General features: G+C 66.5%; 22 protein-coding genes. 9 read left to right on the forward strand and 13 right to left on the reverse strand.

Annotation, left to right across the window (positions count from 1 at the left end; genetic code table 11):
- The first annotated feature begins 89 nt into the window (after window positions 1–89).
- Entirely contained in the window at window positions 90–2,360 is a 2,271-nt protein-coding gene (parC, locus tag QO058_RS26945) for a DNA topoisomerase IV subunit A (protein WP_284169287.1), read from the forward strand.
- A gap of 150 nt (window positions 2,361–2,510) precedes the next feature.
- Here the strand turns inward: parC and QO058_RS26950 are convergent, their stop codons facing one another.
- Window positions 2,511–3,116: an outer membrane protein gene (locus QO058_RS26950; protein WP_284169288.1), complete on the reverse strand. Its 606-nt coding sequence runs from the start codon at window positions 3,114–3,116 to the stop codon at window positions 2,511–2,513.
- 101 nt (window positions 3,117–3,217) lie between these two features.
- On the reverse strand, window positions 3,218–4,237 hold the full coding sequence (locus tag QO058_RS26955) for a DUF2336 domain-containing protein (RefSeq protein ID WP_284169289.1): 1,020 nt from the start codon (window positions 4,235–4,237) through the stop codon (window positions 3,218–3,220).
- A gap of 257 nt (window positions 4,238–4,494) precedes the next feature.
- Between QO058_RS26955 and QO058_RS26960 the strand changes: the two genes are divergently transcribed.
- A complete protein-coding gene (locus QO058_RS26960) occupies window positions 4,495–6,195 on the forward strand; it encodes an OpgD/OpgG family glucan biosynthesis protein (protein ID WP_284169290.1) in 1,701 nt (566 codons plus the stop codon).
- Window positions 6,196–6,199: 4 nt separating this feature from the next.
- Here the strand turns inward: QO058_RS26960 and QO058_RS26965 are convergent, their stop codons facing one another.
- The 4 genes from QO058_RS26965 to QO058_RS26980 all read right to left on the reverse strand — a co-directional run bounded on the left by QO058_RS26965 (window position 6,200) and on the right by QO058_RS26980 (window position 9,325).
- Window positions 6,200–7,399 (reverse strand): UxaA family hydrolase, encoded by a 1,200-nt coding sequence (locus QO058_RS26965; protein WP_284169291.1) that lies wholly within the window; start codon window positions 7,397–7,399, stop codon window positions 6,200–6,202.
- On the reverse strand, window positions 7,396–7,713 hold the full coding sequence (locus QO058_RS26970) for a UxaA family hydrolase (protein WP_284169292.1): 318 nt from the start codon (window positions 7,711–7,713) through the stop codon (window positions 7,396–7,398). The genes QO058_RS26965 and QO058_RS26970 overlap by 4 nt, the downstream gene beginning before the upstream one ends.
- A complete protein-coding gene (locus QO058_RS26975; RefSeq protein WP_129155888.1) occupies window positions 7,713–8,360 on the reverse strand; it encodes an RraA family protein in 648 nt (215 codons plus the stop codon). Before QO058_RS26975 ends, QO058_RS26970 begins: the two co-directional genes overlap by 1 nt.
- A gap of 218 nt (window positions 8,361–8,578) precedes the next feature.
- Window positions 8,579–9,325 carry an arginyltransferase gene (locus QO058_RS26980; RefSeq protein ID WP_284169293.1) on the reverse strand — a complete coding sequence of 249 codons (747 nt, stop codon included), beginning with the start codon at window positions 9,323–9,325 and terminating at the stop codon, window positions 8,579–8,581.
- 162 nt (window positions 9,326–9,487) lie between these two features.
- Here QO058_RS26980 and QO058_RS26985 point away from each other — a divergent pair, with 162 nt between their 5' ends.
- Entirely contained in the window at window positions 9,488–10,318 is an 831-nt protein-coding gene (locus tag QO058_RS26985; RefSeq protein WP_284169294.1) for a class I SAM-dependent methyltransferase, read from the forward strand.
- 116 nt (window positions 10,319–10,434) lie between these two features.
- On the opposite strand, the gene QO058_RS26990 is transcribed toward QO058_RS26985, so the two are convergent.
- The 4 genes from QO058_RS26990 to QO058_RS31545 all read right to left on the reverse strand — a co-directional run bounded on the left by QO058_RS26990 (window position 10,435) and on the right by QO058_RS31545 (window position 12,751).
- The gene (locus QO058_RS26990) at window positions 10,435–10,908 is read right to left on the reverse strand and encodes an RDD family protein (RefSeq protein ID WP_284169295.1); all 474 of its coding nucleotides are present in this window, start codon (window positions 10,906–10,908) and stop codon (window positions 10,435–10,437) included.
- Between the two features lie 61 nt (window positions 10,909–10,969).
- Complete coding sequence (locus tag QO058_RS26995; RefSeq protein ID WP_284169296.1) at window positions 10,970–12,214, reverse strand: threonine ammonia-lyase; 1,245 nt, start codon at window positions 12,212–12,214, stop codon at window positions 10,970–10,972.
- Between the two features lie 16 nt (window positions 12,215–12,230).
- Complete coding sequence (locus QO058_RS31540) at window positions 12,231–12,377, reverse strand: hypothetical protein (protein ID WP_432211983.1); 147 nt, start codon at window positions 12,375–12,377, stop codon at window positions 12,231–12,233.
- Window positions 12,374–12,751 carry an ABC transporter permease subunit gene (locus QO058_RS31545; protein WP_432211984.1) on the reverse strand — a complete coding sequence of 126 codons (378 nt, stop codon included), beginning with the start codon at window positions 12,749–12,751 and terminating at the stop codon, window positions 12,374–12,376. Before QO058_RS31545 ends, QO058_RS31540 begins: the two co-directional genes overlap by 4 nt.
- Window positions 12,752–12,869: 118 nt before the next feature.
- Here QO058_RS31545 and QO058_RS31550 point away from each other — a divergent pair, with 118 nt between their 5' ends.
- Both QO058_RS31550 and QO058_RS27005 read left to right on the forward strand, forming a co-directional pair.
- The gene (locus QO058_RS31550) at window positions 12,870–13,451 is read left to right on the forward strand and encodes a hypothetical protein (protein WP_432211985.1); all 582 of its coding nucleotides are present in this window, start codon (window positions 12,870–12,872) and stop codon (window positions 13,449–13,451) included.
- Window positions 13,452–13,721: 270 nt separating this feature from the next.
- Window positions 13,722–14,459 carry a class I SAM-dependent methyltransferase gene (locus QO058_RS27005; RefSeq protein ID WP_284169298.1) on the forward strand — a complete coding sequence of 246 codons (738 nt, stop codon included), beginning with the start codon at window positions 13,722–13,724 and terminating at the stop codon, window positions 14,457–14,459.
- 1 nt (window position 14,460) lies between these two features.
- On the opposite strand, the gene hemB is transcribed toward QO058_RS27005, so the two are convergent.
- Window positions 14,461–15,525, reverse strand: coding sequence for a porphobilinogen synthase (gene hemB / locus QO058_RS27010; protein ID WP_432211986.1), 1,065 nt, complete (start codon window positions 15,523–15,525; stop codon window positions 14,461–14,463).
- 208 nt (window positions 15,526–15,733) lie between these two features.
- On the opposite strand from hemB, the gene QO058_RS27015 reads away from it, so the two are divergent.
- From QO058_RS27015 to QO058_RS27030, 4 genes are all read left to right on the forward strand, one after another.
- Entirely contained in the window at window positions 15,734–16,789 is a 1,056-nt protein-coding gene (locus QO058_RS27015; RefSeq protein WP_284169299.1) for an enoyl-CoA hydratase/isomerase family protein, read from the forward strand.
- Between the two features lies 1 nt (window position 16,790).
- Entirely contained in the window at window positions 16,791–17,228 is a 438-nt protein-coding gene (locus tag QO058_RS27020) for a DUF6163 family protein (protein WP_284169300.1), read from the forward strand.
- A 206-nt stretch (window positions 17,229–17,434) separates the two neighbouring features.
- Complete coding sequence (gene ldtR, locus QO058_RS27025) at window positions 17,435–17,947, forward strand: transcriptional regulator LdtR (protein WP_284169301.1); 513 nt, start codon at window positions 17,435–17,437, stop codon at window positions 17,945–17,947.
- Window positions 17,948–18,212: 265 nt separating this feature from the next.
- Window positions 18,213–19,454: a L,D-transpeptidase family protein gene (locus tag QO058_RS27030; RefSeq protein ID WP_284169302.1), complete on the forward strand. Its 1,242-nt coding sequence runs from the start codon at window positions 18,213–18,215 to the stop codon at window positions 19,452–19,454.
- A gap of 127 nt (window positions 19,455–19,581) precedes the next feature.
- Here the strand turns inward: QO058_RS27030 and QO058_RS27035 are convergent, their stop codons facing one another.
- Complete coding sequence (locus tag QO058_RS27035) at window positions 19,582–19,791, reverse strand: hypothetical protein (protein WP_284169303.1); 210 nt, start codon at window positions 19,789–19,791, stop codon at window positions 19,582–19,584.
- Window positions 19,748–21,064 carry a Na+/H+ antiporter NhaA gene (gene nhaA / locus QO058_RS27040; protein ID WP_284169304.1) on the reverse strand — a complete coding sequence of 439 codons (1,317 nt, stop codon included), beginning with the start codon at window positions 21,062–21,064 and terminating at the stop codon, window positions 19,748–19,750. The genes QO058_RS27035 and nhaA overlap by 44 nt, the downstream gene beginning before the upstream one ends.
- Window positions 21,065–21,119 lie beyond the last annotated feature (55 nt).

A 21,119-nucleotide genomic window follows, 5' to 3' on the forward strand; every position in this document is an offset into this window, starting at 1 on the left:
ATTCGGGCCCTTATTCCCTCGTGTTTGCGAGGTATGGACCGGTGTCGGCCCCTCAGCTGGGCTGCGTGTCGAACTAGGTTGGTAGAAGCATGGGCAAACCCGTCGAGCCGCCTCCGGAGGAGGAAGCCGAGCGCGTCGATCTGAAGAGCGCGCTTGAGGAGCGCTACCTCGCCTATGCGCTCTCGACGATCATGCACCGCGCTCTGCCGGATGCGCGCGACGGCCTGAAGCCGGTCCATCGCCGTATCCTCTATGCGATGCGCCTGCTGCGGTTGAACCCCGACGTCGTCCACCGGAAATGCGCGAAGATCGTCGGCGACGTCATCGGCGGCTTTCACCCGCATGGCGATCAGTCGGTCTACGACGCCCTGGTTCGCCTCGCCCAGGATTTCGCCCAGCGCTATCCGCTCATCGACGGACAGGGCAATTTCGGCAACATCGACGGCGATAACGCCGCCGCCTACCGCTACACCGAAGCGCGCATGACCGAGGTCGCGCGTCTCCTGCTCGACGGCATCGAGGAGGACGCGGTCGATTTCCGTCCGACCTACAATGCCGAGGACGAGGAGCCGATGGTGCTCCCGGCCGCCTTCCCGAACCTGCTCGCCAACGGTTCGCAGGGCATCGCCGTCGGCATGGCGACCTCGATCCCGCCGCACAACGCCGCCGAGCTCTGCGACGCGGCGCTCTATCTGATCCAGCATCCGGACACGACCTCAGAGCAGTTGATGACCTTCGTGCCGGGGCCGGATTTCCCGACCGGCGGCATCATCGTCGAGACGCGCTCGTCGATGGTCGAGACCTACCGCACCGGCCGTGGTGGCTTCCGCACACGGGCGCGCTGGCATGTCGAGGACCAGGGTAGAGGCACCTGGTTCGTCGTCGTCACCGAGATCCCCTACGGGGTCCAGAAGGGCCGGCTGATCGAGAAGATCGCCGAATTGCTCAACGACCGGAAACTGCCGCTGGTCGCCGACCTGCGCGACGAGTCGGCCGAGGATATCCGCGTCGTCATCGAGCCGCGCGCCCGCAATGTCGACGCCAACCTGATGATGGAATCGCTGTTCAGGCTCTCCGAGCTGGAATCGCGCATTCCGATGAACATGAACGTGCTGACCGGCGGCGTCGTGCCGCGCGTGCTCAGCTTGGCTGAAGCGCTGCGCGCCTGGCTCGACCATCGCCGCGACGTGCTGGTCCGGCGCTCGCGCTTCCGTCTCGGTCAGATCGAGAAGCGCCTCGAAATCCTCGCCGGCCTGTTGATCGTCTATCTCGACCTCGACCGGGTGATCAAAATCATCCGCGAGGAGGACGAGCCGAAGCTCGAGCTGATGAAGGCCTTCGCGCTCAACGAGGTCCAGGCCAACGCCATCCTCGACACCCGCCTGCGCGCCTTGCGCAAGCTCGAGGAGATGCAGCTCAAGACCGAATTCGACGAGCTGACCCAGGAGAAGGGCCAGATCGAGGGCCTGATCGCCTCCGATGCGCAGCAGTGGAAGACGATCTCCTGGGACATCCGCGAGGTGAAGAAACTGTTCGGCCCGGAGACGGCGATCGGCAAGCGCCGCACCACCTTCGCCGACATGCCCGACACCGCCGATATCGACCTGACCCAGGCCATGGTCGAGCGCGAGCCGGTGACGGTGGTGATCTCGAAGAAGGGCTGGATCCGGGCGTTGAAGGGCCACGTCCAGGACCTCTCGACACTGTCTTTCAAGGGGGACGACGGCCTCCGCACCGCCTTCTTCAGCGAGACGACGTCCAAGATCTTGGTGATGGCGACCAACGGCAAGGTCTTCACGCTGGAGGCCTCGAAGCTGCCGGGCGGGCGCGGCTTCGGCGATCCGATCCGGCTGATGATCGAGCTGGAGGAGAGCGCCGAGATCGTCGCCGCCTTCCCCTACAGGGCAGGCCTGAAGCTTCTGGTCGCCAGCACGGAGGGGCGTGGCTTCGTCGTGCCGACCGACGACATCGTCGCCAATACCCGCAAGGGCAAGCAGGTGCTCAATGTCGACCTGCCGGCCGAGGCCGTGCTCGTCGTGCCGGCCGAGGGCGACCATGTCGCGATCATCGGCCAGAACCGCAAGCTGCTCTGCTTCCCGCTGTCCGAGGTTGCTGAGATGGGCCGCGGCAAGGGTGTCAGGCTGCAGCGCTACAAGGATGGCGGCCTGTCGGACGCCAAGGTCTTCAAGCTCGAGGACGGGCTGACCTGGCTCGATTCCTCGAACCGGACCTGGACGGTGGCGCAGGCCGAATTGCTCGAATGGCTCGGCCACCGCGCCGAGGCCGGCCGCCTGCCGCCCAAGGGCTTCCCGAAGAACAACAGGTTCGGGGGTAGTGAAGAGCGTCATGCTCGGGCTTGACCCGAGCATCTCAGGCCGGAGGAGGCTTTAGTCGGTGACGTCTGGTCCCGAGATTCTCGGGTCTGCGCTTCGCTTCGCCCGAGAATGACGCTGTCTCAATGGTTTGCGTCAATCTGCTGACTCAACTCGCCAGCGCCTTGACTCATGTCCTCAGCGGATCGCCGATCCAATGACGCCGACTTCCAGTCCGAGCGTGACATTGTTGGTCACTGCCCAGGCGATGCCGGCGCGCGCTTCGGGCCTGAGCGCGATGTCGGAGCGCGAGAACGGTGTGAAGAACGGCGTCGCGCCGTAGCGGAAGGTCTCGTTGGCTGCGGCCAGGCCGACACTCGTATAGAGCAGCACGTCGGGCGTCGCGAACACGCCGGCCTTGAGCTGGAAGGCGCCGGCGACGTCTCGGGTATAGCTCGCCTGATTGAAGCCCGGATTGGCGTAGCCGCCGAAGGCCGGGGAGAACTCCAGGGCGCCAGCGATGCCGTAGACGAAATCGCCGTCGCGCCACATCTTGCCGGCCTCGAGCCCGATCACTGGGCCGGCCGAGGTGCCGAAGCGCTTCGAGCTCGTGACCTGGAAGCCGCTGGAGATGCGGGCATACGATCCTTCCCATTTGACGCCGCCGGGCGCCAAGGTCGGCTCGGACCAGGCGAAGGAGGGCAGGATTCCGAAGCCGGAGAGCGGCAGGAAGGCCTGTGCTTGCGCCGGAGCGCTGGTCGCCATCAGCGCCGCCATGGCGGCGCCGGCCGAGAAAAGCTTCATGCGTGCGCTGCCCGCAGTCAGGATCATGCTCATGGCATAGCAGGTGAGGGCCGGATTGTCGCGCTTTTGTGGCGGCAGTTACACCGCCGGCTCAGCTCAGCTCAGCTCAGCTTGGTCTTGAGGCGCAGGAAGCGCATCGTCCGCTCGGCGGTCGCCATGTCGAGCTGCTCATAGGCTTTAAGGTCGTCCTCGATGTCCTTGGCCTTGAAGTAGAGGCGCCGCCCCCGCAGCTGCAGCACCTCATGGAAGGTGTCCTTGCCGAGTTCCAGGGTGCGCGCGAGCACGGCAATGCCGCTGACGTCGCGCTGCAGCAGCACACGCAGGGCCTGCTCGTTGCTGACGTCGGCACGGGTCGCGATCACCTGCGCCAGGTGAAAGGCGCGATCCTCCTCCGCCAGCATCGTGACGACCTCGTCGAGGCTGCGATCTCCGGCCTGAAGATCGGCGATCAGCAACCGAACCTCGCGGCGCTGCTGCCGCGCTTGCCGGGCCATTGCCGCAGCCTGGTGCGAGCGCGTCTCGGCGCTGGGGTCCGACATCTGCTCGACGATGCGCAGCACGCGCTCGGCGCGCTGCGGCGTCAGGTCGGAGCGGCGCGCCAGTGCCTCGCCCACCGCGGCATCGTCGCCGCCGCGCTGCAGCAGCCGGTCGAAGCCGTGCTCGGAGAACTGGGCGCCCTCATTGCCGGAGACGCTGCGTAGCACCGTCGAATCGCCACGCTCGACCAGGATATCGGTGACGCCCTCCGACAGGCGGGCGCGCTCGGCGATGGCCGCCAGATGCTCCTGCGTCTGGCTGATGGCGATGGCTGCGAGGTCGGTATCGGTCAGGACCGGCGAAAGCTTGAGCACCAGCCGGGCGACTTCGCTGTCGCTATCGTTGGCCAGGGACACTGCGACCGGGCGCGGCAGCGTCGAGGTCTCAGCGACGGAATCCGCATATTCGCGGCGACCTGCTGCGTCGAGATGCGGCAAGGAGCGCAGCGCGATGTCGCCGTAGTGCTCCTGCGATTCCTCACTCGGATCAGCATCGAGCAGAAAGAGGTCGGTGACGGCGTTGAGAAGCTTGCGCCGGGAATCGGAGGACATATCCGCCGGCATGCGGGACAAGGACTGGAGCATGGCGCGGGTTCCGCAGGGAGTATCGCGTTTGGAGCAATGCCTGAGCGTAAGGGCGTTCCATTTGATTTAGTCTTAAGCCGATCGAAGATTCTCCAGCATTTTCAGTATTGCGTATAACAACCACAGGTTGTTTTTTCTAATAAAACAACCTGTGGCATGGATCGGCCATCGCATCCTCACCGGAACTTCGTCGTCACCGCGACGTTGGCAGGTCGCAAGCGACACGACGAACGTGTCGCGATCCTGCGGAGCCCGATGTGAGCACACCCCGGCTCGACCAGAGCAACATGTCTTCTTGCGATCGGGCCCAGCCGTCCCGCCGCGCCATCCTTGTGGCTCTCGCCTCGACGGCTGCGGCCGCCTCATCCGCCGGCGCCCAGGATGGCCGCCCGCCACCGGTTGCTCCGAACAATGCGCCCGCCGAGCAGCGGCGTGGCAATTTTGGCTACGAGGATGTCGTCCGTCAGGCCCGCGAGCTTGCGGCGCGCCCGTTCGACGCGAGCGTGGCCGCTGTTCCCGACGCGCTGAAATCGCTGACCTATGACAGCTATCGCGAAATCCGGTTCCGCCGCGACAAGGCGCTCTGGCAGGACGGCGGTTCGGATTACCGCCTGCATCTGTTTCATCTCGGCTTCCTGCACGACAAGCCGGTTTCGATCCATGTGATCAGCGACGGAACCGCGATCCCGCTGCCGTTCAACATGGCGATGTTCGAATACGGCAAGGCGCAGGTCCCGCAGAAGCTGCCGATCTCGCTCGGTTTTGCCGGCTTCGCCGTCACGACGACACTCAACGACCTGAAGGTGCAGGACGAGGTCATAGCCTTCCTCGGCGCCAGCTATTTCCGTTTCCTCGGCCGCGGCCATCGCTATGGCCTTTCGGCGCGGGCGCTGGCGCTCGATGTCGGCGGCGAGCAGGCCGAGGAATTCCCGTTCTTTCGCGCGCTCTGGCTGGAGAAGCCGAAACCCGACGCTCTCGATCTCGTCATCTACGGCCTGCTCGATTCGCCCTCCGTCAGCGGCGCCTTCCGCTATGTCGTGACGCCGGGCCAGCAGACCAGCGTCGCCGTCACCGCGACGATCGTGCCGCGTCGAACGATCGAGCGCATCGGCATCGCGCCGCTGACCTCGATGTTCCTCGCCGGCGAGGGGGATCGCGAGCAGCGCACCGATTTCCGCCCCGAAGTCCACGATTCCGACGGGCTGATGCTCAAGACCGGCGCCGGCGAATGGATCTGGCGGCCGATCCGGAACCCGAAATCGCTGACGATCTCGTCCTTCCACGACCGCAATCCGCGCGGCTTCGGATTGATCCAGCGCGACCGCGAATTCGGCCACTACCAGGATCTGGAGGCGCATTATCATGCCCGGCCCGGCTACTGGGTTGAACCATCAGGCGATTGGGGCGAGGGCCGCGTCGATCTGATCGAGATCCCGACGCAGGGCGAGGAATTCGACAACATCGTCTGCTGCTGGATACCGAAGACGCCCCTGCCGAGCGGCCAGCCGACCGAGTTGAGCTATCGCATCACCACGGTGTCGACGACCGAGACGCTGCACGCGATGGCGCAGGTTCAGAGCAGCTTTGCTGCGCGCGAAGAGGTCGATGCCACGGCGGGGCTGGCGAGACGCCGCTTCATCGTCGATTTCAACGCCGGCGACCTCGAATATTATCTGTCCGACCCCAAGCGCGTCTCGGTCGTCGCGACTGTGTCGGCAGGCTCGGTCACCGGCACCATCGTCGATCCGAATGTCGCGGCGAAGGGCTTCCGCGCGATCGTCGACGTCAGCTTGCGGCTCGGCGAAAGCACCGATCTCAGGCTTTTTCTGAAGACCGCGAACCACACCCTCAGCGAAACCTGGACGACGTCCTGGACCGCGCCGGCTGCGGCGCCGGAGCTGCCGCCGGCCAAATCCGGCACCAACTCCGGCACCAGCCCCGCCACGCGCAACGATTGACCGGTCAGGCCGCCGGCAGGCAGGCCGGGCCGAGCGGCTCGAAGCTCTTATAGGTCAGGATGAATTCCTGATGGCCGAGCTCTTCCGATTTCGTCCGCCCGCCCTGTGCCAGCGAGACGACGAGATTGCGGATCTCGGTGCCGACCTCGTCGAGACCAGCCTTGCCTTCGAGGATGCGGCCGGCATCGACGTCCATGTCGTCGCTCATCCGGCGATAGGTCTCCGGATTGGCGCAGATCTTCACGACCGGCGAGATCGCCGAGCCGACGACTGAGCCGCGCCCGGTGACGAAGAGCACGCAATGCGCGCCGCAGGCGATCAATTCGGCGATCTCGGCATTGTCGTTGATGTTCGGGAAGCCGAAGCGGACCTCGCCATCCGGCACCACGTCGAGCAGATAGAGCCCGCCCCGCGGCGGCACGTCGCCGGGTTTCAACAGGCCGGAGATCGGTGATGCCCCCGATTTGGCATAGGCGCCCATCGACTTCTCCTCGATGGTCGAGAGCCCGCCCGCGGCATTGCCGGCGGCGAAGGAGCCGTAGCCCAGCGTCGCGTAGTAGCGCGCCGCCTTGGCGACCGATTTCTCCAGCTCGAGCCCGAGCTCGGGCGTGATCGCGCGCGCCGCCATGATGTGCTCGCAACCGATCAGCTCGCCGGTCTCCTCGAAGATGCAGGACGCGCCCTCGGCGATGAGCTGGTCGAAGGCGCGCCCCGCAGCGGGATTGCCGGTGATGCCGGAGGTGCCGTCCGAGCCGCCGCAGACGGTGCCGATCACCAGCTCGCTGACCTGCATCGCCACGGTTTCGGCGCTGTCGAGCGCGATGCGCTGCTCCTCGACCCAGGCGCGGCCTTCCTTGATCGAGGCGCGGGTGCCACCGGTGCCCTGGATCACGATCGTCTTCACCGGCCGGCCGCTGGCGCGGACCACCCGCTCCAGTGCGTATTTGTTGAAGCTCTCGCAGCCGAGCGAGACCAGCAGCACCGCCCCGACATTGGGATGGGTGCAGAGCTGCTCCATCATCCGCTCGGCATAAGGGTTGGGGTAGCAGCCCGGGAAGCCGATGGCGTGGACCTCGTGCTCGCGCCAGGGCAGGGCGATCTCGCGCGCGACATGGTGGGCGCACTCGACCAGATAGGCGACGGCGACGACGTTGCGGATGCCCTTGCGGCCGTCACTGCGGAGATAGCCTTGCAGCTCGCTCATTGCGCCGCTCCCGCCTTGCGCTCGTCCTCGAGATGATAGGTCGGCGTGTAGTCGCTCTTCATGTTCTGGACATGGACATGATGACCGGCGGCGATGCTCTCCGTCGCCACGCCGATCGGAGCGCCGTATTTCAGGATCTTCTCGCCGGGCGCGATGGCGCGCCGAGCGATCTTGTGGGCAAGCGCGATCTCGCGGTCGATCACCGCCGGACCGCTGCCGGTCTCGATGGGCTCACCCGCCGGCAGGCGGGTGCGGGCGACGAAGACATTGTCGCGCGGGTCGAGCAGGATCAGGCGGGGATCGTGCTGGGACATCAGAACTTGCCGAATTGCAGATAGGCCTGCTGCGGGTCGGTGCCGGCGAGGATCGCGGTGCGCACCTTGTTCTCGGCCGAGATCGCGGTCTCGGATTTCTCCAGCACTTCCTCGATGATCTCGACCGGGATGCGCACGACGCCGTCGCGGTCGGCGAGGATATAGTCGCCGGGGCGGATCCAGACGTCGCCGATCTTGATCGGCTCGTCGACTGCCTTGGGCAGCCAGAAGCCGACGATGTCGCGCGGCGTATAGGCCTTGAAATAGGCTTGGAAACCCATCTCGACCATGAATTCGGTATCGCGCGACAGGCCGTCGATGACGCAGCCGCGCACGCCCTTGTTCTTGAGGGTCTCGGCCGAGAGCTCGCCCATCAGCGCGACCTCCTCGGTGTTGGGCTGGCAGACCCAGACATGGCCGGGCTTGGCGGCGGAGAGCAGGCCGGTCCAGCCGAGCAGGGTCTCGTGCGCGTCGAATTCGCCGGTCTTGCCCTCGACGGTGAAGGCCGGGCCGGCGAGCTTCACGCCGGGCAGTAGCGGGCGAAGCGCCGGCGGCAGGGTGAAGTCTTTCAGACCCATGGCGCGCATCGTGTCGTGGATGATGCCGGTGTAGCAGCGTTCGAGGCGCTCGGTCAGCGTATCGGTCATATTTCCTCCGGTGCGGTCGCTCCAGCGACCTTGCGGGCACCTTGCGCAGAGGGTGGCTCAAGGGGCAAGTGCGGATTCTGCAGCGCTGGCGTGCGTATTAAACGATTTAAATTACGATATTCGTCATGCTCGGGCTTGACCCGAGCATCTCCTGCCAGAGATTCTCGGGTCTGCGCTTCGCTCCGCCCGAGAAGGACGCGCGACCGGCGTCCACCCGCTTAGCCGAAGCGCTCCCAGCCCTGTGGCATCAGGCGCTCCTGCGGCAGGAAGCGGGCCTTGTAGGCCATCTTCGGCGAGCCCTCGACCCAGTAGCCGAGATAGACGTAAGGCAGGCCGAGCTTGCGGGCGCGTTCCACGTGCTCAAGCACCATGAAGGTCCCGAGCGAGCGGACTTCGAGATCGGGATCGTAGACCGAGTAGACCATGGAGAGCCCGTCGCTCAGCCGGTCGGTCAGGGCGAAGGCGTAGAGCTCGCCCTGACCGCGGCCGGTGAAGCCGCTATCGGGGCCACGCCTGCGATATTCGATCAGGCTGGTCTCGACATGGGTGTCCTCGACCATCATGGCGAAGTCGAGCGCCGACATCGTCGCCATGCCGCCATCGGGGTGGCGCTCGTCGAGATAGGCGCGGAATAGCGAGTAGTGCTCCGAGCGCGGCTGTGGCGGCAGTGCCTCGCCTATCAGGTCGCTGTTGTGCGAGGCGATCTTGCGGAAGCTGCGCGAAGGCCGGAAATCGGCGACGACGATCCTCACAGAGATGCAGGCCCGGCAGGTTTCGCAGGCCGGCCGGTAGGCGATGCTCTGCGAGCGCCGAAAGCCGCCATGCGAGAGCACATCGTTGAGGTCGCGCGCCCGCGCGCCGACGAGGTGCGTGAACACCTTGCGTTCCTCGCGACCCGGCAGATAGGGGCAGGGCGTCGGCGAGGTCAGGTAGAATTGCGGGGCATCCCGCAAAGGACGTGTCACGTCAGGCAGGCTCCGGAACCGCCACGTTGAGGCTGAGTTTAGCAGTCGTTGCGGCGGCAACAAGCGTCTATGCCTGCGGCGATCACGCCATATGGGATGACTACTCCGCCGGTGCTAGTCTTCGCCGAGTGCGCCTGGCGGCCTCGGCAGCAGGGGGATGCGATGCAGACCGAAACGGTCGCGTTGACCCGGGAGAAGGAAACCCTGCTGATCACGCTCTGGGCCAAGGCTGGCGAGAGCCTGCTGCCGGATTCCCTGCTCGAGGATCGCTTCGCCGCGCAGGCGGCAGCGCGGATCGACTATGATTTCGCCAGGCTCAAGGTCGACCGCGACCTGATGGTCGGCCTCGCCATGCGCGCCCACACCCTCGACGGCTGGACGCGCGATTTTCTCGGGAGGCATGACGACGCGATCGTGCTGCATCTCGGCTGCGGGCTCGACAGCCGCGTCTACCGGATCGATCCGCCCGCCGGCATCGATTGGTATGAAGTCGACTATCCAGAAGTCATCGCGCTCAGGCAAAAGCTCTACCCAGCGCGCGATGGCTATCATCTGATCGGCAGTTCGGTGACGGAGCCGGGCTGGATCGCCGGCCTGCCACAGGACCGCCCGGCGATGATCGTCGCCGAAGGCCTCCTGCCGTATCTGCCGGAGGAGGAGGTGCCGCTGCTGCTGGAACGGCTGGTGCGCCACTGCCCGGCAGGCGAGATCGTCTTCGATGCCTACAGTTCATTCGGCCTGCGTCTGATCGCGCTGCAGCCCTCAATCAAGGCGACGGGCGCGATGCTGCATTGGGCGCTCGATGATCCCGTCGAACTGGAGCGGCAGGTGCCGGGCCTGACCCTCGAGACCGAGCTGACGGCCTATGATCCCGATGGCTATGACCCGGCGCAGATCGCCCGCATGTCCTGGCCGGCGCGGCTAGCGATCCAGTTCTTCTCGCTGATCCCGCCGCTGGCGCGAATCGGGTTGCTACTGCGCTATCGCTTTTAGCGCAGAGCCTTTGTCGTCATGGTGGGGCTTGTCCCGACCATCCACGTCTTCGCCGGTGCTATGCGGCGTTCAAGACGTGGACGTTCGCCACAAGGGCGAGCATGACGATCGGGCGCTCAGGCGCGCACCACCACGAGCCCGGTCAGGATGTCGTGGCCGAGCCGGCGATCCCCACGCACCAGCCCGCAGGCGATGTCGAGGAACCAGAGCGCGACCGTGCCGGCCGCGACATAGAAGAACAGCGCATGCACTGCCGCCGCCAGCGCATCCGGCCGCCCACCCGAAGCGGTCTCGACGCGAAGCCCCGCCATGCGCATGCCGAGCGTCGCCTGCTTGCGCCCGCCGATGGTGATGGCGGCATAGCCGAGCGCGACTGCGATCGTCGCTCCGCCCATCAGGAGCCAGGTCAGGCCAAAGGTGACGATGCCCAGGATCGCGAGCAGGAACCAGACGATGCTACCCAGAATGAACAGGACGACGACGTCGCCGATCCAGGCGAACAGGCGCGAACCGAGCACGCCGCGCGTATTCTGCAGCGGCTGGTCCTCCAGCGCGACGATCGGCGGCTGGCGATAGGACGGGTTCGACATCGGCGATAAACTTCCCTGTTGCTCCGGAGGCCGGTGCGGCCTGCCGAGCAATAATGTTTGATCAGCCACCCGGTTCCGCAAGACCGCGCGGGTAGATTCGGCGCGGGGCGAAGCCTTCCTTGCGCAGCGCCTCTTCGATCGCGGCGGTGTGCGCCTCGTCGCGGGTCTCGACGGTGACGTCGAGCGTCACGCCCTTGGCCGGCACGTCGAGGAAGAGCCGGCCATGGCTGACCTCGAGGATGTTGGCGCCGAGCGTGCCGAACAGGCTGGCGACCTTGCCGAGCAGGCCGGGCCGGTCGCTGGCGGTGAGGCGGAAGGCGGCGATGCGCTGCTCGCGCTCGAGCTCACGCACCATGATCGCGGCGAGCAGGCGCGGGTCGATATTGCCGCCGCAGAGCACGAGCCCGACCTTGCGTCCGCGATAACGTTCAGGTTCCTTCAGCATCGCGGCGAGGCCGGCGGCGCCGGCGCCCTCCGCCAATGTGTGCTGCAAGGTCGCGTAGGCGTTGACGGCGCGCTCGATCAGGTCCTCGCCGACGAGCACGATGTCGGAGACCAGCTCCTTGATCACCGGCAGGGTTTGCGTGCCGACGGTCTTGACCGCAATGCCCTCCGCCAGCGTCGCGCCGCCAATCGGCATCTGCGTGCCATGCACGGCATTGTGGAAGGATGGGAAGAGCGCCGCCTCGATGCCGATCAGCTCGATCGACGGCTTCAACGCCTTGGCGGCAATGGCGTTGCCGGCCATCAGCCCGCCGCCGCCGAGCGGGATCAGCAGCATGTCGAGATCAGGCGCCTCGCGCAGCATCTCCAGCGCGACCGTGCCCTGGCCGGCCATCACCGCCGCGTCGTCGTAGGGGTGAACGAAGACCAGGCTCTTCTCGGCTGCGATCTCGCGCGCCTTCTGCGCCGATTCGTAGAGCGTCTCGCCGAAGAGAACGATCTGCGCGCCATAGGCGCGGGTGTTCTCGATCTTCACCAGCGGCGTCGTCTCGGGCATCACGATCGTCGCCGGGATGCCGAAGCGCTTGGCGTGGTAGGCGACCGCCTGGGCATGGTTGCCGGCCGACATGGCGATGACGCCGCGGCGCTTCTCGTCATCGGTCAGGCTGCGCAGCTTATTGACCGCGCCGCGCTCCTTGAAGGAGGCCGTCGCCTGCATGTTCTCGTGCTTGACGAAGATATCGGCGCCGGTCAGGGCCGAGAGGCGCGGCGCCGACATCAGCGGCGTCTTCAGCACATGACCTTCGATGGTCTGCGCAGCCGCCTCGATATCGGCGAAACTGATCGCGAAGCCGCTGCCCATCCGTTCCCCCAATTATTCAGACCTGGCGCGGCGTCAGTGCGCCGTCGCCGAAGAAGCCGCCGGGTCGCAGGATCAGCGTCACGGCGAGCAAGCTATAGACCGCGATGTCGCGCTGTTCGAGCGGCATCGTCGCCGACCACAGCACTTCGAAGGCGGCGATCACGAGGCCCCCAGGCAGGCGCCGGGGACCGAGCCGATGCCGCCGAGCACGGCGGCGACCAGCGCCTTGAGGCCGAGCGTGAACCCGCCTGAAAAGCCCATGCCACCATAGATCACGGTGACGATAACGCCGGCCGCGCCGCAGATCGCGCAGGCGATGATCAGAGCTCGGTCGTGCACCGCGCGAGGGTCGATGCCGAAGAGGGAGGCGGTGCGGGCGTCGTCGGCGACCGCGCGCCAGGCTCGGCCGTAAGACGAGCGGGCGAGATAGAGGATGAGGCAGGTCGCGGCGCTGAAACCGAGCCCCCGCCATGGCGAGCGAGACGGGCGTCGCGGTGACGATGAACTGCTCGGCCCGCGCCAGCAGTAGCGGTTCATTGAACACCGGCGGCAGCCAGCGCAGTTCGGCGCCCTGGGCGAGGCGCAAATATTCCGAGAGCGCAATGGCGAGACCGATCGTCGCGATCAGCACCTGCTGGCCATTGCTCTTGTCGAGATGGCGCAGCACGAAGCGGCCCATGGCGAAGCCGTGCAGCGCACTGACTGCGATCGCGACGGCGAAGGCGATGAACAGGCCCGAGACCGGCGTCGAGACGGCGAGCGACAAGGTCAGCGCCACACCGACCACGGCGGCGAGCGCGCCAAGCGCCGAGAACTCGCCGAAGGTCAGCAGGATGCGGCCATTGAGCCCGTAGATCAGCGCATAGGCGCTGGCGAGCAGCGCATAGATCGCCGCCGAGGGCAGGGCGGCGAGGCCCTGCTGCAGGCCATAGGCGAGGCCGGGCGACAGAACGACCAGGTCGGCGCCCGGCGAGGCCCCCGGATCGACCGGCGGTTCGGCCTTGTATTCGAGATAGAAGCGCCGCAGCAGCAGGAAGCTCGCATCGGTCATCGGCACGCCGTCGGAGGCAAGGCCCGCCAGCGCGCCGCGCTGCAGCGTGGTGCCCTCGCCGGCGAAGACGCAGTCGATCGTGCGCCGGCGCGGTTGCGCGTCCGGCGCCTGCGCCCGGTAGGCGATGCGCAGGATGTCGGCACGCGGGCCGGCGCCGGTGCCCTCGATGGTGATGACGGTATCTGACGGATTCAGCGCCGGGATCGCCAGCCGGCAGGCACGGATCTGATCGGTGTCGAAGCGCCCGCAGGCAGCGAGCGTGAGGCAGAGCAGAATCGACGTGAGCAGGGCGCGCATCGACGGTGACGCTAGCGCGAGAACCGAGGCGTTGGAACTCGCAGCGTTGGCGCTCGTCATATGCTCAATGGGGCCTTGATAAATCGGCAGGGCGGCGCACATCCGGTCCGGGCCTCGGGCGGATGCTGGCCGGCCCGGTCGCGCATTGGGATGACTGGCATGCAGCAGGATGAGATCTGGGACAACAAGGCGGCCAAATCCTATGACACGCCCGGTGCCGGGATGTTCTCGCCGGAGGTGCTCGAGCCGGCGGTCGAGCGGCTGGCGCAGCTCGCCGAGGGCGGCGCAGCACTCGAATTCGCGATCGGAACTGGCCGCGTCGCCGTGCCGCTCAGCGAGCGGAAGGTTCCCGTGGCGGGTATCGAGTTCTCACCCGCGATGGTCGTCCAATTGCGGACCAAGGTGGATGAAGCGACGATTCCCGTCGTGATCGGCGATATGGCGACCGCCACCGCTGCCGGCAGCTATTCGCTCGTCTACCTCGTCTACAACACGATCTCGAACCTGCTCACGCAAGAAGCGCAGGTGGCGTGCTTCCGCAATGCGGCGCGCCACCTCTCGCCCGGCGGCCGTTTCGTGGTCGAGCTCGGGGTGCCGGAGCTGCGCAAGCTGCCGCCCGGGCAGCAGGCGGTCGTCTGGCATTCGGAGGCGGGCTATATCGGCCTCGACACCTACGACACGCTGCGCCAGCAACTGGTCTCCCACCATGTCAGGTTCGGCGAGGGCGGGCAGGCGGAAGTCTTCCGCTCACCGCATCGCTACATCTGGCCGGCGGAGCTCGATCTGATGGCTCAGCTCGCCGGCTTCGAACTCGAGAGCCGGCATGCTGATTGGGACGGTGCGCCGTTCACGGCGGAGTCGCGCTCGCACGTCTCCGTCTATCGTCTGGTCGGTTAGCTCAGGCGACAGCCTTCAGCATCTTTGCCACCCGCGGCGCGAAATAGGTCAGCACGCCGTCGGCGCCAGCGCGCTTGAAGGCGAGCAGGCTCTCCAGCATCGCCTTGTCGCCGTCGAGCCAGCCGTTGTTGGCCGCCGCCATGATCATCGCGTACTCACCCGAGACCTGGTAGGCGAAGGTCGGCACCGCGAAGGTGTCCTTCACCCGGGCAATCACGTCGAGATAGGGCAGGCCGGGCTTGATCATTACCATGTCGGCGCCTTCCTCGAGGTCGAGCGCGACCTCGGCGATCGCCTCGTCGGTGTTGGCCGGGTCCATCTGGTAAGTGCGCTTGTCGCCGATGAGCGTGGCGTTGGTGCCGATCGCGTCGCGGAACGGGCCGTAATAGGCCGAGGCGTACTTGGCCGAATAGGCCATGATCTGCACGTCCTCATGGCCGTTGGCGTCGAGCGCGGCCCGGATCGCGCCGACGCGCCCGTCCATCATGTCGGAGGGCGCGATCACGTCGGCGCCGGCATCGGCCAGCGCCAGCGCCTGGCGGACGAGGATGCCGACGCTGGGGTCGTTCAGGATCTTCTCGCCATCCATCACGCCGTCATGACCATGCGAGGTGTAAGGGTCGAGCGCCGCGTCGCAGATGATGCCGAGTTCCGGCACCGCCGCCTTGATCGCCCTGACCGCGCGGCACATCAGGTTGCGGCCATTGAGTGCCTCCGAGCCGGTCTCGTCGCGCAAGGCCGGGTCGACATAAGGGAAGGGCGCGATCGCGGGGATGCCGAGCCTGGCCGCGGCCTCGGCCTGGCGCACGGCCTCGTCGATGTTGAGGCGGTCGACGCCCGGCATCCAGGCGACCGGCGAAATCGGCTCGGCCGAATCGATCAGGAAGATCGGCCAGATCAAATCGTCGGTGGTGAGGCGATTCTCGCGCACCAGCCGGCGCGACCAGTCCGCCTTGCGGTTGCGGCGCATGCGGCGGGTGAGTCCGAGCGCGTCCGTCATGGCGGCCGCAGCCTCGGCCTGCCGCGCCTGCGGCGCGGGGAAGGGCCGCACAACCCGAGATGCCATAAACGCCTCCGCTTCGAACGCGATCTTGCTTGCCGGCGATGCTTTAGCACATCGGAACCATTCCAAAACAGTCGCGATGGTCGCATGCAGCCACGCGTATCGCGCGGGCACTTCGCTAAAGCGCACCGTGCGGCTGCGCGCCGGCCGGTGCGTTGACAGGCCTCCGGCCAACGCCCAAACACGGGGCCGGACCAGACGAAAGAGCACCATGTCGGACGAGCCGGACATCATCTGCGAAACCCGCGGCAGCGCCGGCTTCGTCGTGCTCAACCGGCCGAAGGCGCTGAACGCGCTCAATCTCGTCATGGTGCGCGAACTGGCCAAGGCACTCGACGCCTGGGAGCACGATCCCGCCGTCACGCGCATCGTCGTGACCGGCGCCGGCGAGAAGGCCTTCTGCGCCGGCGGTGACATCCGCAGCCTGCACGATCTCGGCAAGGCCGGCCAATATGACGAGATGCTCGCCTTCTGGCGCGAGGAGTACATCCTCAACGCCCGCATCCAGAGCTATCCCAAGCCCTATGTCGCTCTGGTCGATGGCATCGTCATGGGCGGCGGCGTCGGCCTCTCCCTGCACGGCAATTACCGCGTTGCCGGCGAGCGCTGGCTCTTCGCCATGCCGGAGGTCAGCATCGGCTTCTTCCCCGATGTCGGCGCAACCTATGCCCTGCCGCGCCTGCCCGATCATAGCGGCACCTACCTCGCCTTGACCGGTGACCGCGTCGGCCAGGCCGATGCGCTGGCGCTTGGGCTCGCGACGCATGCGGTGCCGTCAGCGCGCATGGCCGAGCTCGCCGAGGCGCTGACCGGTTCCGAGCCGGTCGACGTCACCATCGCCCGCTTCGCCGGGGATCCCGGACCGGGCAAGCTCGCGCCGGAGCGCGCGACGATCGCGCATTGCTTCGGCGCGGCGACGCTGCTTGACGTTCTCGGCCGGCTGGGTGCCAAGGCCGCAGCCGGCGATGCCTTCGCCGCCAAGGCGCTCGCGACGATCCGGGCGAAGTCGCCGACCAGCGTCGCCATCGCCTTCGAGCAGATGCGGCGTGGCGCCTCGCTGAACCTCGCAGAGGCGATGCAGCTCGAATTCCGCATCGTCTCGCGGATTTCCCGCGGCCATGATTTCTATGAGGGCGTCCGCGCCGTGGTGATCGACAAGGACCAGGCGCCGTCCTGGCGGCCGCAGACGCTGGAAGAGCTCGATCCGGCTGATGTGGCGGCTTATTTCGCCCCGCTCGGAGCGACCGAGCTGGTCGTGAGCGGCTGAGATGGCGGTCCTGCGTGACGGCGAGGTTCTGCGTGGCCCGCGCCCGGCCGGCGAGGCCAGGCGCGGTATGCGCTGGCGGCTCCTCCTGGTCTGGCTGCTGCGCCTGCTCTCGGTGGTGTGGATCGGCAAGGGCTTGTTCCACTGGGCGATCATCCTGGGTCTCGGACTGGACAGTGGCCCGGCCTTCGAGACGCGACCTCTGACCTTCCAGGCGATCACCGTCTATTTCGCGGTCTTCGATCTCGTCGCCGGCGTCGGCCTCTGGCTGACAGCGACCTGGGGCGGCGTGCTCTGGCTGCTCGCCGCCGTCAGCCAGCTTCTGCTCGGCTTCTTCTTCCCGCGCTGGCTGACGCTTTCGCCCGCTTTGATCGGCACCTATGTCGGGCTGATGCTGGCCTATTTCCTGGCGACCTGGGCGGCTGAGAACCAGGAAACCTGAACCGGCGTATCTGCCGCGAATACCTCGGGCTGCGGTAAGAATCGCTTTAGCTTAAGAGACTTCCGGTTCATTTTGGATTCACCCAAATGGGTAAATCCCTGATTCATCCTGATATTTAAACTCGTTTTCATCCGCCCTGCCTATGGTGTCTCTCAGAAGCGGACCGGGAGACAATCCTGGCCGACATGCAACAGGCGGGATATACCATGAAGAGCAATGTAAAGACTGTGGAGCCGGCCGCGGCTGAAGAGGTTCAGCTCAAGGTGAAGCCGCTTTACCTTGAGTCCCTCACCTTGGTCGAGCGGCTGCATCGCCGGCTGCTGGACGTGATCAAGGACGAGTTCGAGCGCCGCAATCGCGATGACGTCAACAGCGTGCAGGCGCTGCTCCTCTACAATATCGGCGACGCCGAGCTCTCCGCCAGCGAGCTGCGCACCCGCGGCTACTATCTCGGCTCGAACGTCTCCTACAACGTCAAGAAGCTGGTCGAGCTCGGCTTCCTGCACCATGCCCGCTCGCGGATCGACCGTCGCTCGGTGCGCATCAGCCTGACCGAAAAGGGCGGCGAGGTGCACAACATCGTCAAGGGCGTCTACGACAAGCATGTTCGCACGGTCGAGCAGATCGGCGGCATCGCGGCCGACGACTTCGAGCGCATGAACAACGCCCTGCTGCGCCTCGAGCGCTTCTGGACCGACCAGATCCGCTACAAGCTCTGAGGGGCGGGGGCGCTCGTCCCGCTTCGAATAGGTTTTCCCGCAGCGCGCTTCGGCCTCCCGCCGGAGCGCGTGCGCCTGTTTCTTTCCGGCCACACGATCAAACCCACGTGAGCAAAGCGCATCGCCGCCCTAAAAATGCCGCGCTCATCATAGGGTGTTAACTCTGGTAAGGGATCGTCCCCAGCGACCGGCGTGGCAGATGCCAGGCCGAAGGGGCGGGTCGCGTCCCGCTCCGATGATATGCGAAGTCCAAGGGGTACGATCGATGCCGAAACTCAGCCTGACACGTCGCGAGACGGTCCTGGCCCTGTTGTCGAGCGCTGCCGTCGGCGTCAGCCTGCCGGCTTTCGCCCAGCAGGCCGAATGGCGCCAGAGCTATGATGCCGGCGCGCGCAATGCAGTCGCGCGTTCCTCGACGCCGATGCTGTCGCCGGCCGCGCTGGCCGCGACCGAGCAGGCCGTCGAAGCCTATCGGGCGCTTGCCGCTCGTGGTGGCTGGCAGCCTCTCCAGGTCAGCGACAAGCTCGCCGTCGGCTCGCGCGGCGCCAGCGTCGTCGCGCTGCGCCAGCGGCTCATCATCACCGGCGATCTCGATGCCTCCGCCGGCGACAGCAACATCTATGATTCCTATGTCGAGGGTGGCGTGCGCCGCTTCCAGTCGCGCATGGGCCTGTCGACCACCGGCAGCATCAACCGCGCGACGCTGACCGCACTCAACGTGCCGGTCGACCGGCGCATCCGCCAGCTCGAGACCAATATCGTGCGCCTGCGCACCTGGTCGGGCAATCTCGGCAACCGCTATGTCGTCGCCAATATCCCGGCGGCGGCGGTCGAGACGGTCGAGAACGGCCATGTCGCGACCCGCCACGCCGCCGGCGTCGGCAAGATCGATCGCCAGTCGCCGCTGCTGCAGACCAAGATCCCCGAGATCAATTTCAACCCGACCTGGACGGTTCCCGCTTCGATCATCCGCAAGGATCTGATCCCGAAGATGCAGAAGGAGCCGAGCTACCTGACCGAGAACAAGATCCGCATCATCGGACCGAGCGGCGAGATTCCGCCGGAGCGGGTCAACTGGCGCTCGGATGAGGCGACCCGCTACACCTTCCGCCAGGATCCGGGCGGCGAGTTCAACTCGCTCGGCTTCGTGCGCATCAACATTCCGAGCCCGCACGGCGTCTACATGCACGACACGCCGTCGAAGGGCATCTTCGGCGACGATTTCCGCTTCGTCTCCTCCGGCTGCATCCGCGTCCAGAACGTGCGCGACTACATCGCCTTCCTGCTCAAGGAGACGCCTGGCTGGGATCGCGCCAAGATCGACGAGACGATCGCCTCGGGCGAGCGCGTCAATGCCCGCATCGCCAATCCGGTGCCGTGCTACTGGGTCTATGTCACTGCCTGGGCGACGCCCGATGGCGGCGTGCAGTTCCGTGACGACATCTACAACAAGGACGGCCTCGGCCCGGTCCCGGTCGCGGCCCTGCAGGGCGATCAGGACATCTGAGTCCTTCGATCCGAGATCGATCATGCGACCCGCTGGAGACAGCGGGTCGTTTCATTTCAGGGACCCGGTTCAGTTCGGATGCCCCCCGCGAGCGGCCAGGAAAACAAAGGCCGCGCCGAGCGGTCGATCAGGCCAGGTTGTCGGCGATCAGGAAGCCGAGCAGCGAGATGCACGCCATCACGATCGAGATTTCCAGAAGACTGAAACCCATTGCCACCTCCACCGCTGCGGAGGCAACGTCGAGGCGCCGCCTTGGTTCCGCCGCAGCTGCGACGATTTTGTGGTGACGCCCCTCAGTGCGCCCGCTTGCGCGGCACGGCCGCCAGCGCGGGCTCATCTTCCGCCATCGCCAGGTGCCGCCCGGCGAAATGGAGCACGACGTAGCCGATCACCGCCGACAGCGCCGAGCCGGCGAGCACGCCGATCTTGGTCGCGTCGTTGAGCGAGGCATTGTTGGCGAAGGCCAGCGCCCCGATGAACAGGCTCATGGTGAAGCCGATGCCGCAGAGCAGCGAGACGCCATAGACCTGCGCCCAGCTCGCCTTGGCCGGCATGGTACCGAGGCCCAGCTTGACCGCGAGCCAGGCGAAGCCGAAGACGCCGATCTGCTTGCCGATGAAGAGCCCGAGCACGATGCCGAGCGGCACCGGCGTCAAGAGCAGCGATGGCGACATGCCGGCGATCGAGACGCCGGCATTGGCGAAACCGAAGACCGGCACGATGAAATAGGACGACCAGGGATGGAGCTTGTGCTCGAGCGTGTGCAGCGGCGAGTGCTCGGGCTCGTCGCTTTCCTTGCCATGGCCGCCGAGCGGGATGGTCAGCGCCAGCGCGACGCCGGCGAGCGTGGCGTGGATCCCGGATTTCAGCACGAAGAACCAGAGCAGGGCGCCGATGGCGAGATAGAGCGGCAGCAAGCGGACGCCGCGCAGGTTGAGCGCGATCAGGACGGCGAGGCAGGCGGCGGCGCCGGCCAGCATCGGCGGCGAGAGATTGCCGGAATAGAACAGGGCGATGATCAGGATCGCGCCGAGATCGTCGAGGATGGCGAGCGCGGTCAGAAATATCTTGAGCGAGACCGGCACGCGCGAGCCGAGGATGGCGAGCACGCCGAGCGCAAAGGCGATATCGGTTGCAGCGGGGATCGCCCAGCCGCGCAGCGCCTGCGCATCGCCCCAGGCGAGCGAGGCATAGATCAGGGCGGGCGCGATCATGCCGCCGAGCGCGGCCAGCGCCGGCAGGGCCCGGCGGCTCCAGGTCGCGAGCTGACCCTCGATGAACTCGCGCTTGATCTCGAGCCCGACGAGCAGGAAGAACAGCGCCATCAGCGCATCGTTGATCCAGTGCAGGATCGAGAGGCCCGCGACCTTCGCTTCGAGGATTGTGAAATAGACGACGCCCAGCGGCGAATTGGCGATGATCAGCGCCAAGGCCGCGGAACAGACGAGCAGGACGCCGGCCGCAGCCCCGCTCTCCATGAAGGCGTGCAGGGGCGAGCGGCGCTTGGGCGGCCATTCCGGCGCTTCGGCTTCGATCTGCTGCGCATCCTGGGTCACGCCGGCATCCCCCGTCTTCTTGTAGCCTGGGATATCGCAGGTGCGCTGCGACATCCCGATGTCGATTCCATTGCAGCCGACGGTTGTGCCATGCGGCTGCGAGTCGGCT

The sequence above is a fragment of the Bosea vestrisii genome (assembly GCF_030144325.1).
Classification (GTDB): domain Bacteria; phylum Pseudomonadota; class Alphaproteobacteria; order Rhizobiales; family Beijerinckiaceae; genus Allobosea; species Allobosea vestrisii_A.

Excerpts from the sequence above, each read along its gene's own strand:
- parC (WP_284169287.1), top strand. The coding sequence starts at position 90 with ATGGGCAAACCCGTCGAGCCGCCTCCGGAGGAGGAAGCCGAGCGCGTC.
- QO058_RS26950 (WP_284169288.1), bottom strand. The coding sequence starts at position 3,116 with ATGAAGCTTTTCTCGGCCGGCGCCGCCATGGCGGCGCTGATGGCGACC.
- QO058_RS26955 (WP_284169289.1), bottom strand. The coding sequence starts at position 4,237 with ATGCTCCAGTCCTTGTCCCGCATGCCGGCGGATATGTCCTCCGATTCC.
- QO058_RS26965 (WP_284169291.1), bottom strand. The coding sequence starts at position 7,399 with ATGAGCGAGCTGCAAGGCTATCTCCGCAGTGACGGCCGCAAGGGCATC.
- QO058_RS26970 (WP_284169292.1), bottom strand. The coding sequence starts at position 7,713 with ATGTCCCAGCACGATCCCCGCCTGATCCTGCTCGACCCGCGCGACAAT.
- QO058_RS26975 (WP_129155888.1), bottom strand. The coding sequence starts at position 8,360 with ATGACCGATACGCTGACCGAGCGCCTCGAACGCTGCTACACCGGCATC.
- QO058_RS26985 (WP_284169294.1), top strand. The coding sequence starts at position 9,488 with ATGCAGACCGAAACGGTCGCGTTGACCCGGGAGAAGGAAACCCTGCTG.
- QO058_RS26990 (WP_284169295.1), bottom strand. The coding sequence starts at position 10,908 with ATGTCGAACCCGTCCTATCGCCAGCCGCCGATCGTCGCGCTGGAGGAC.
- QO058_RS26995 (WP_284169296.1), bottom strand. The coding sequence starts at position 12,214 with ATGGGCAGCGGCTTCGCGATCAGTTTCGCCGATATCGAGGCGGCTGCG.
- QO058_RS31545 (WP_432211984.1), bottom strand. The coding sequence starts at position 12,751 with ATGAACCGCTACTGCTGGCGCGGGCCGAGCAGTTCATCGTCACCGCGA.
- QO058_RS31550 (WP_432211985.1), top strand. The coding sequence starts at position 12,870 with ATGGCGCAGCACGAAGCGGCCCATGGCGAAGCCGTGCAGCGCACTGAC.
- QO058_RS27005 (WP_284169298.1), top strand. The coding sequence starts at position 13,722 with ATGCAGCAGGATGAGATCTGGGACAACAAGGCGGCCAAATCCTATGAC.
- hemB (WP_432211986.1), bottom strand. The coding sequence starts at position 15,525 with ATGGCATCTCGGGTTGTGCGGCCCTTCCCCGCGCCGCAGGCGCGGCAG.
- QO058_RS27015 (WP_284169299.1), top strand. The coding sequence starts at position 15,734 with ATGTCGGACGAGCCGGACATCATCTGCGAAACCCGCGGCAGCGCCGGC.
- QO058_RS27020 (WP_284169300.1), top strand. The coding sequence starts at position 16,791 with ATGGCGGTCCTGCGTGACGGCGAGGTTCTGCGTGGCCCGCGCCCGGCC.
- ldtR (WP_284169301.1), top strand. The coding sequence starts at position 17,435 with ATGAAGAGCAATGTAAAGACTGTGGAGCCGGCCGCGGCTGAAGAGGTT.
- QO058_RS27030 (WP_284169302.1), top strand. The coding sequence starts at position 18,213 with ATGCCGAAACTCAGCCTGACACGTCGCGAGACGGTCCTGGCCCTGTTG.
- QO058_RS27035 (WP_284169303.1), bottom strand. The coding sequence starts at position 19,791 with ATGAGCCCGCGCTGGCGGCCGTGCCGCGCAAGCGGGCGCACTGAGGGG.
- nhaA (WP_284169304.1), bottom strand. The coding sequence starts at position 21,064 with ATGTCGCAGCGCACCTGCGATATCCCAGGCTACAAGAAGACGGGGGAT.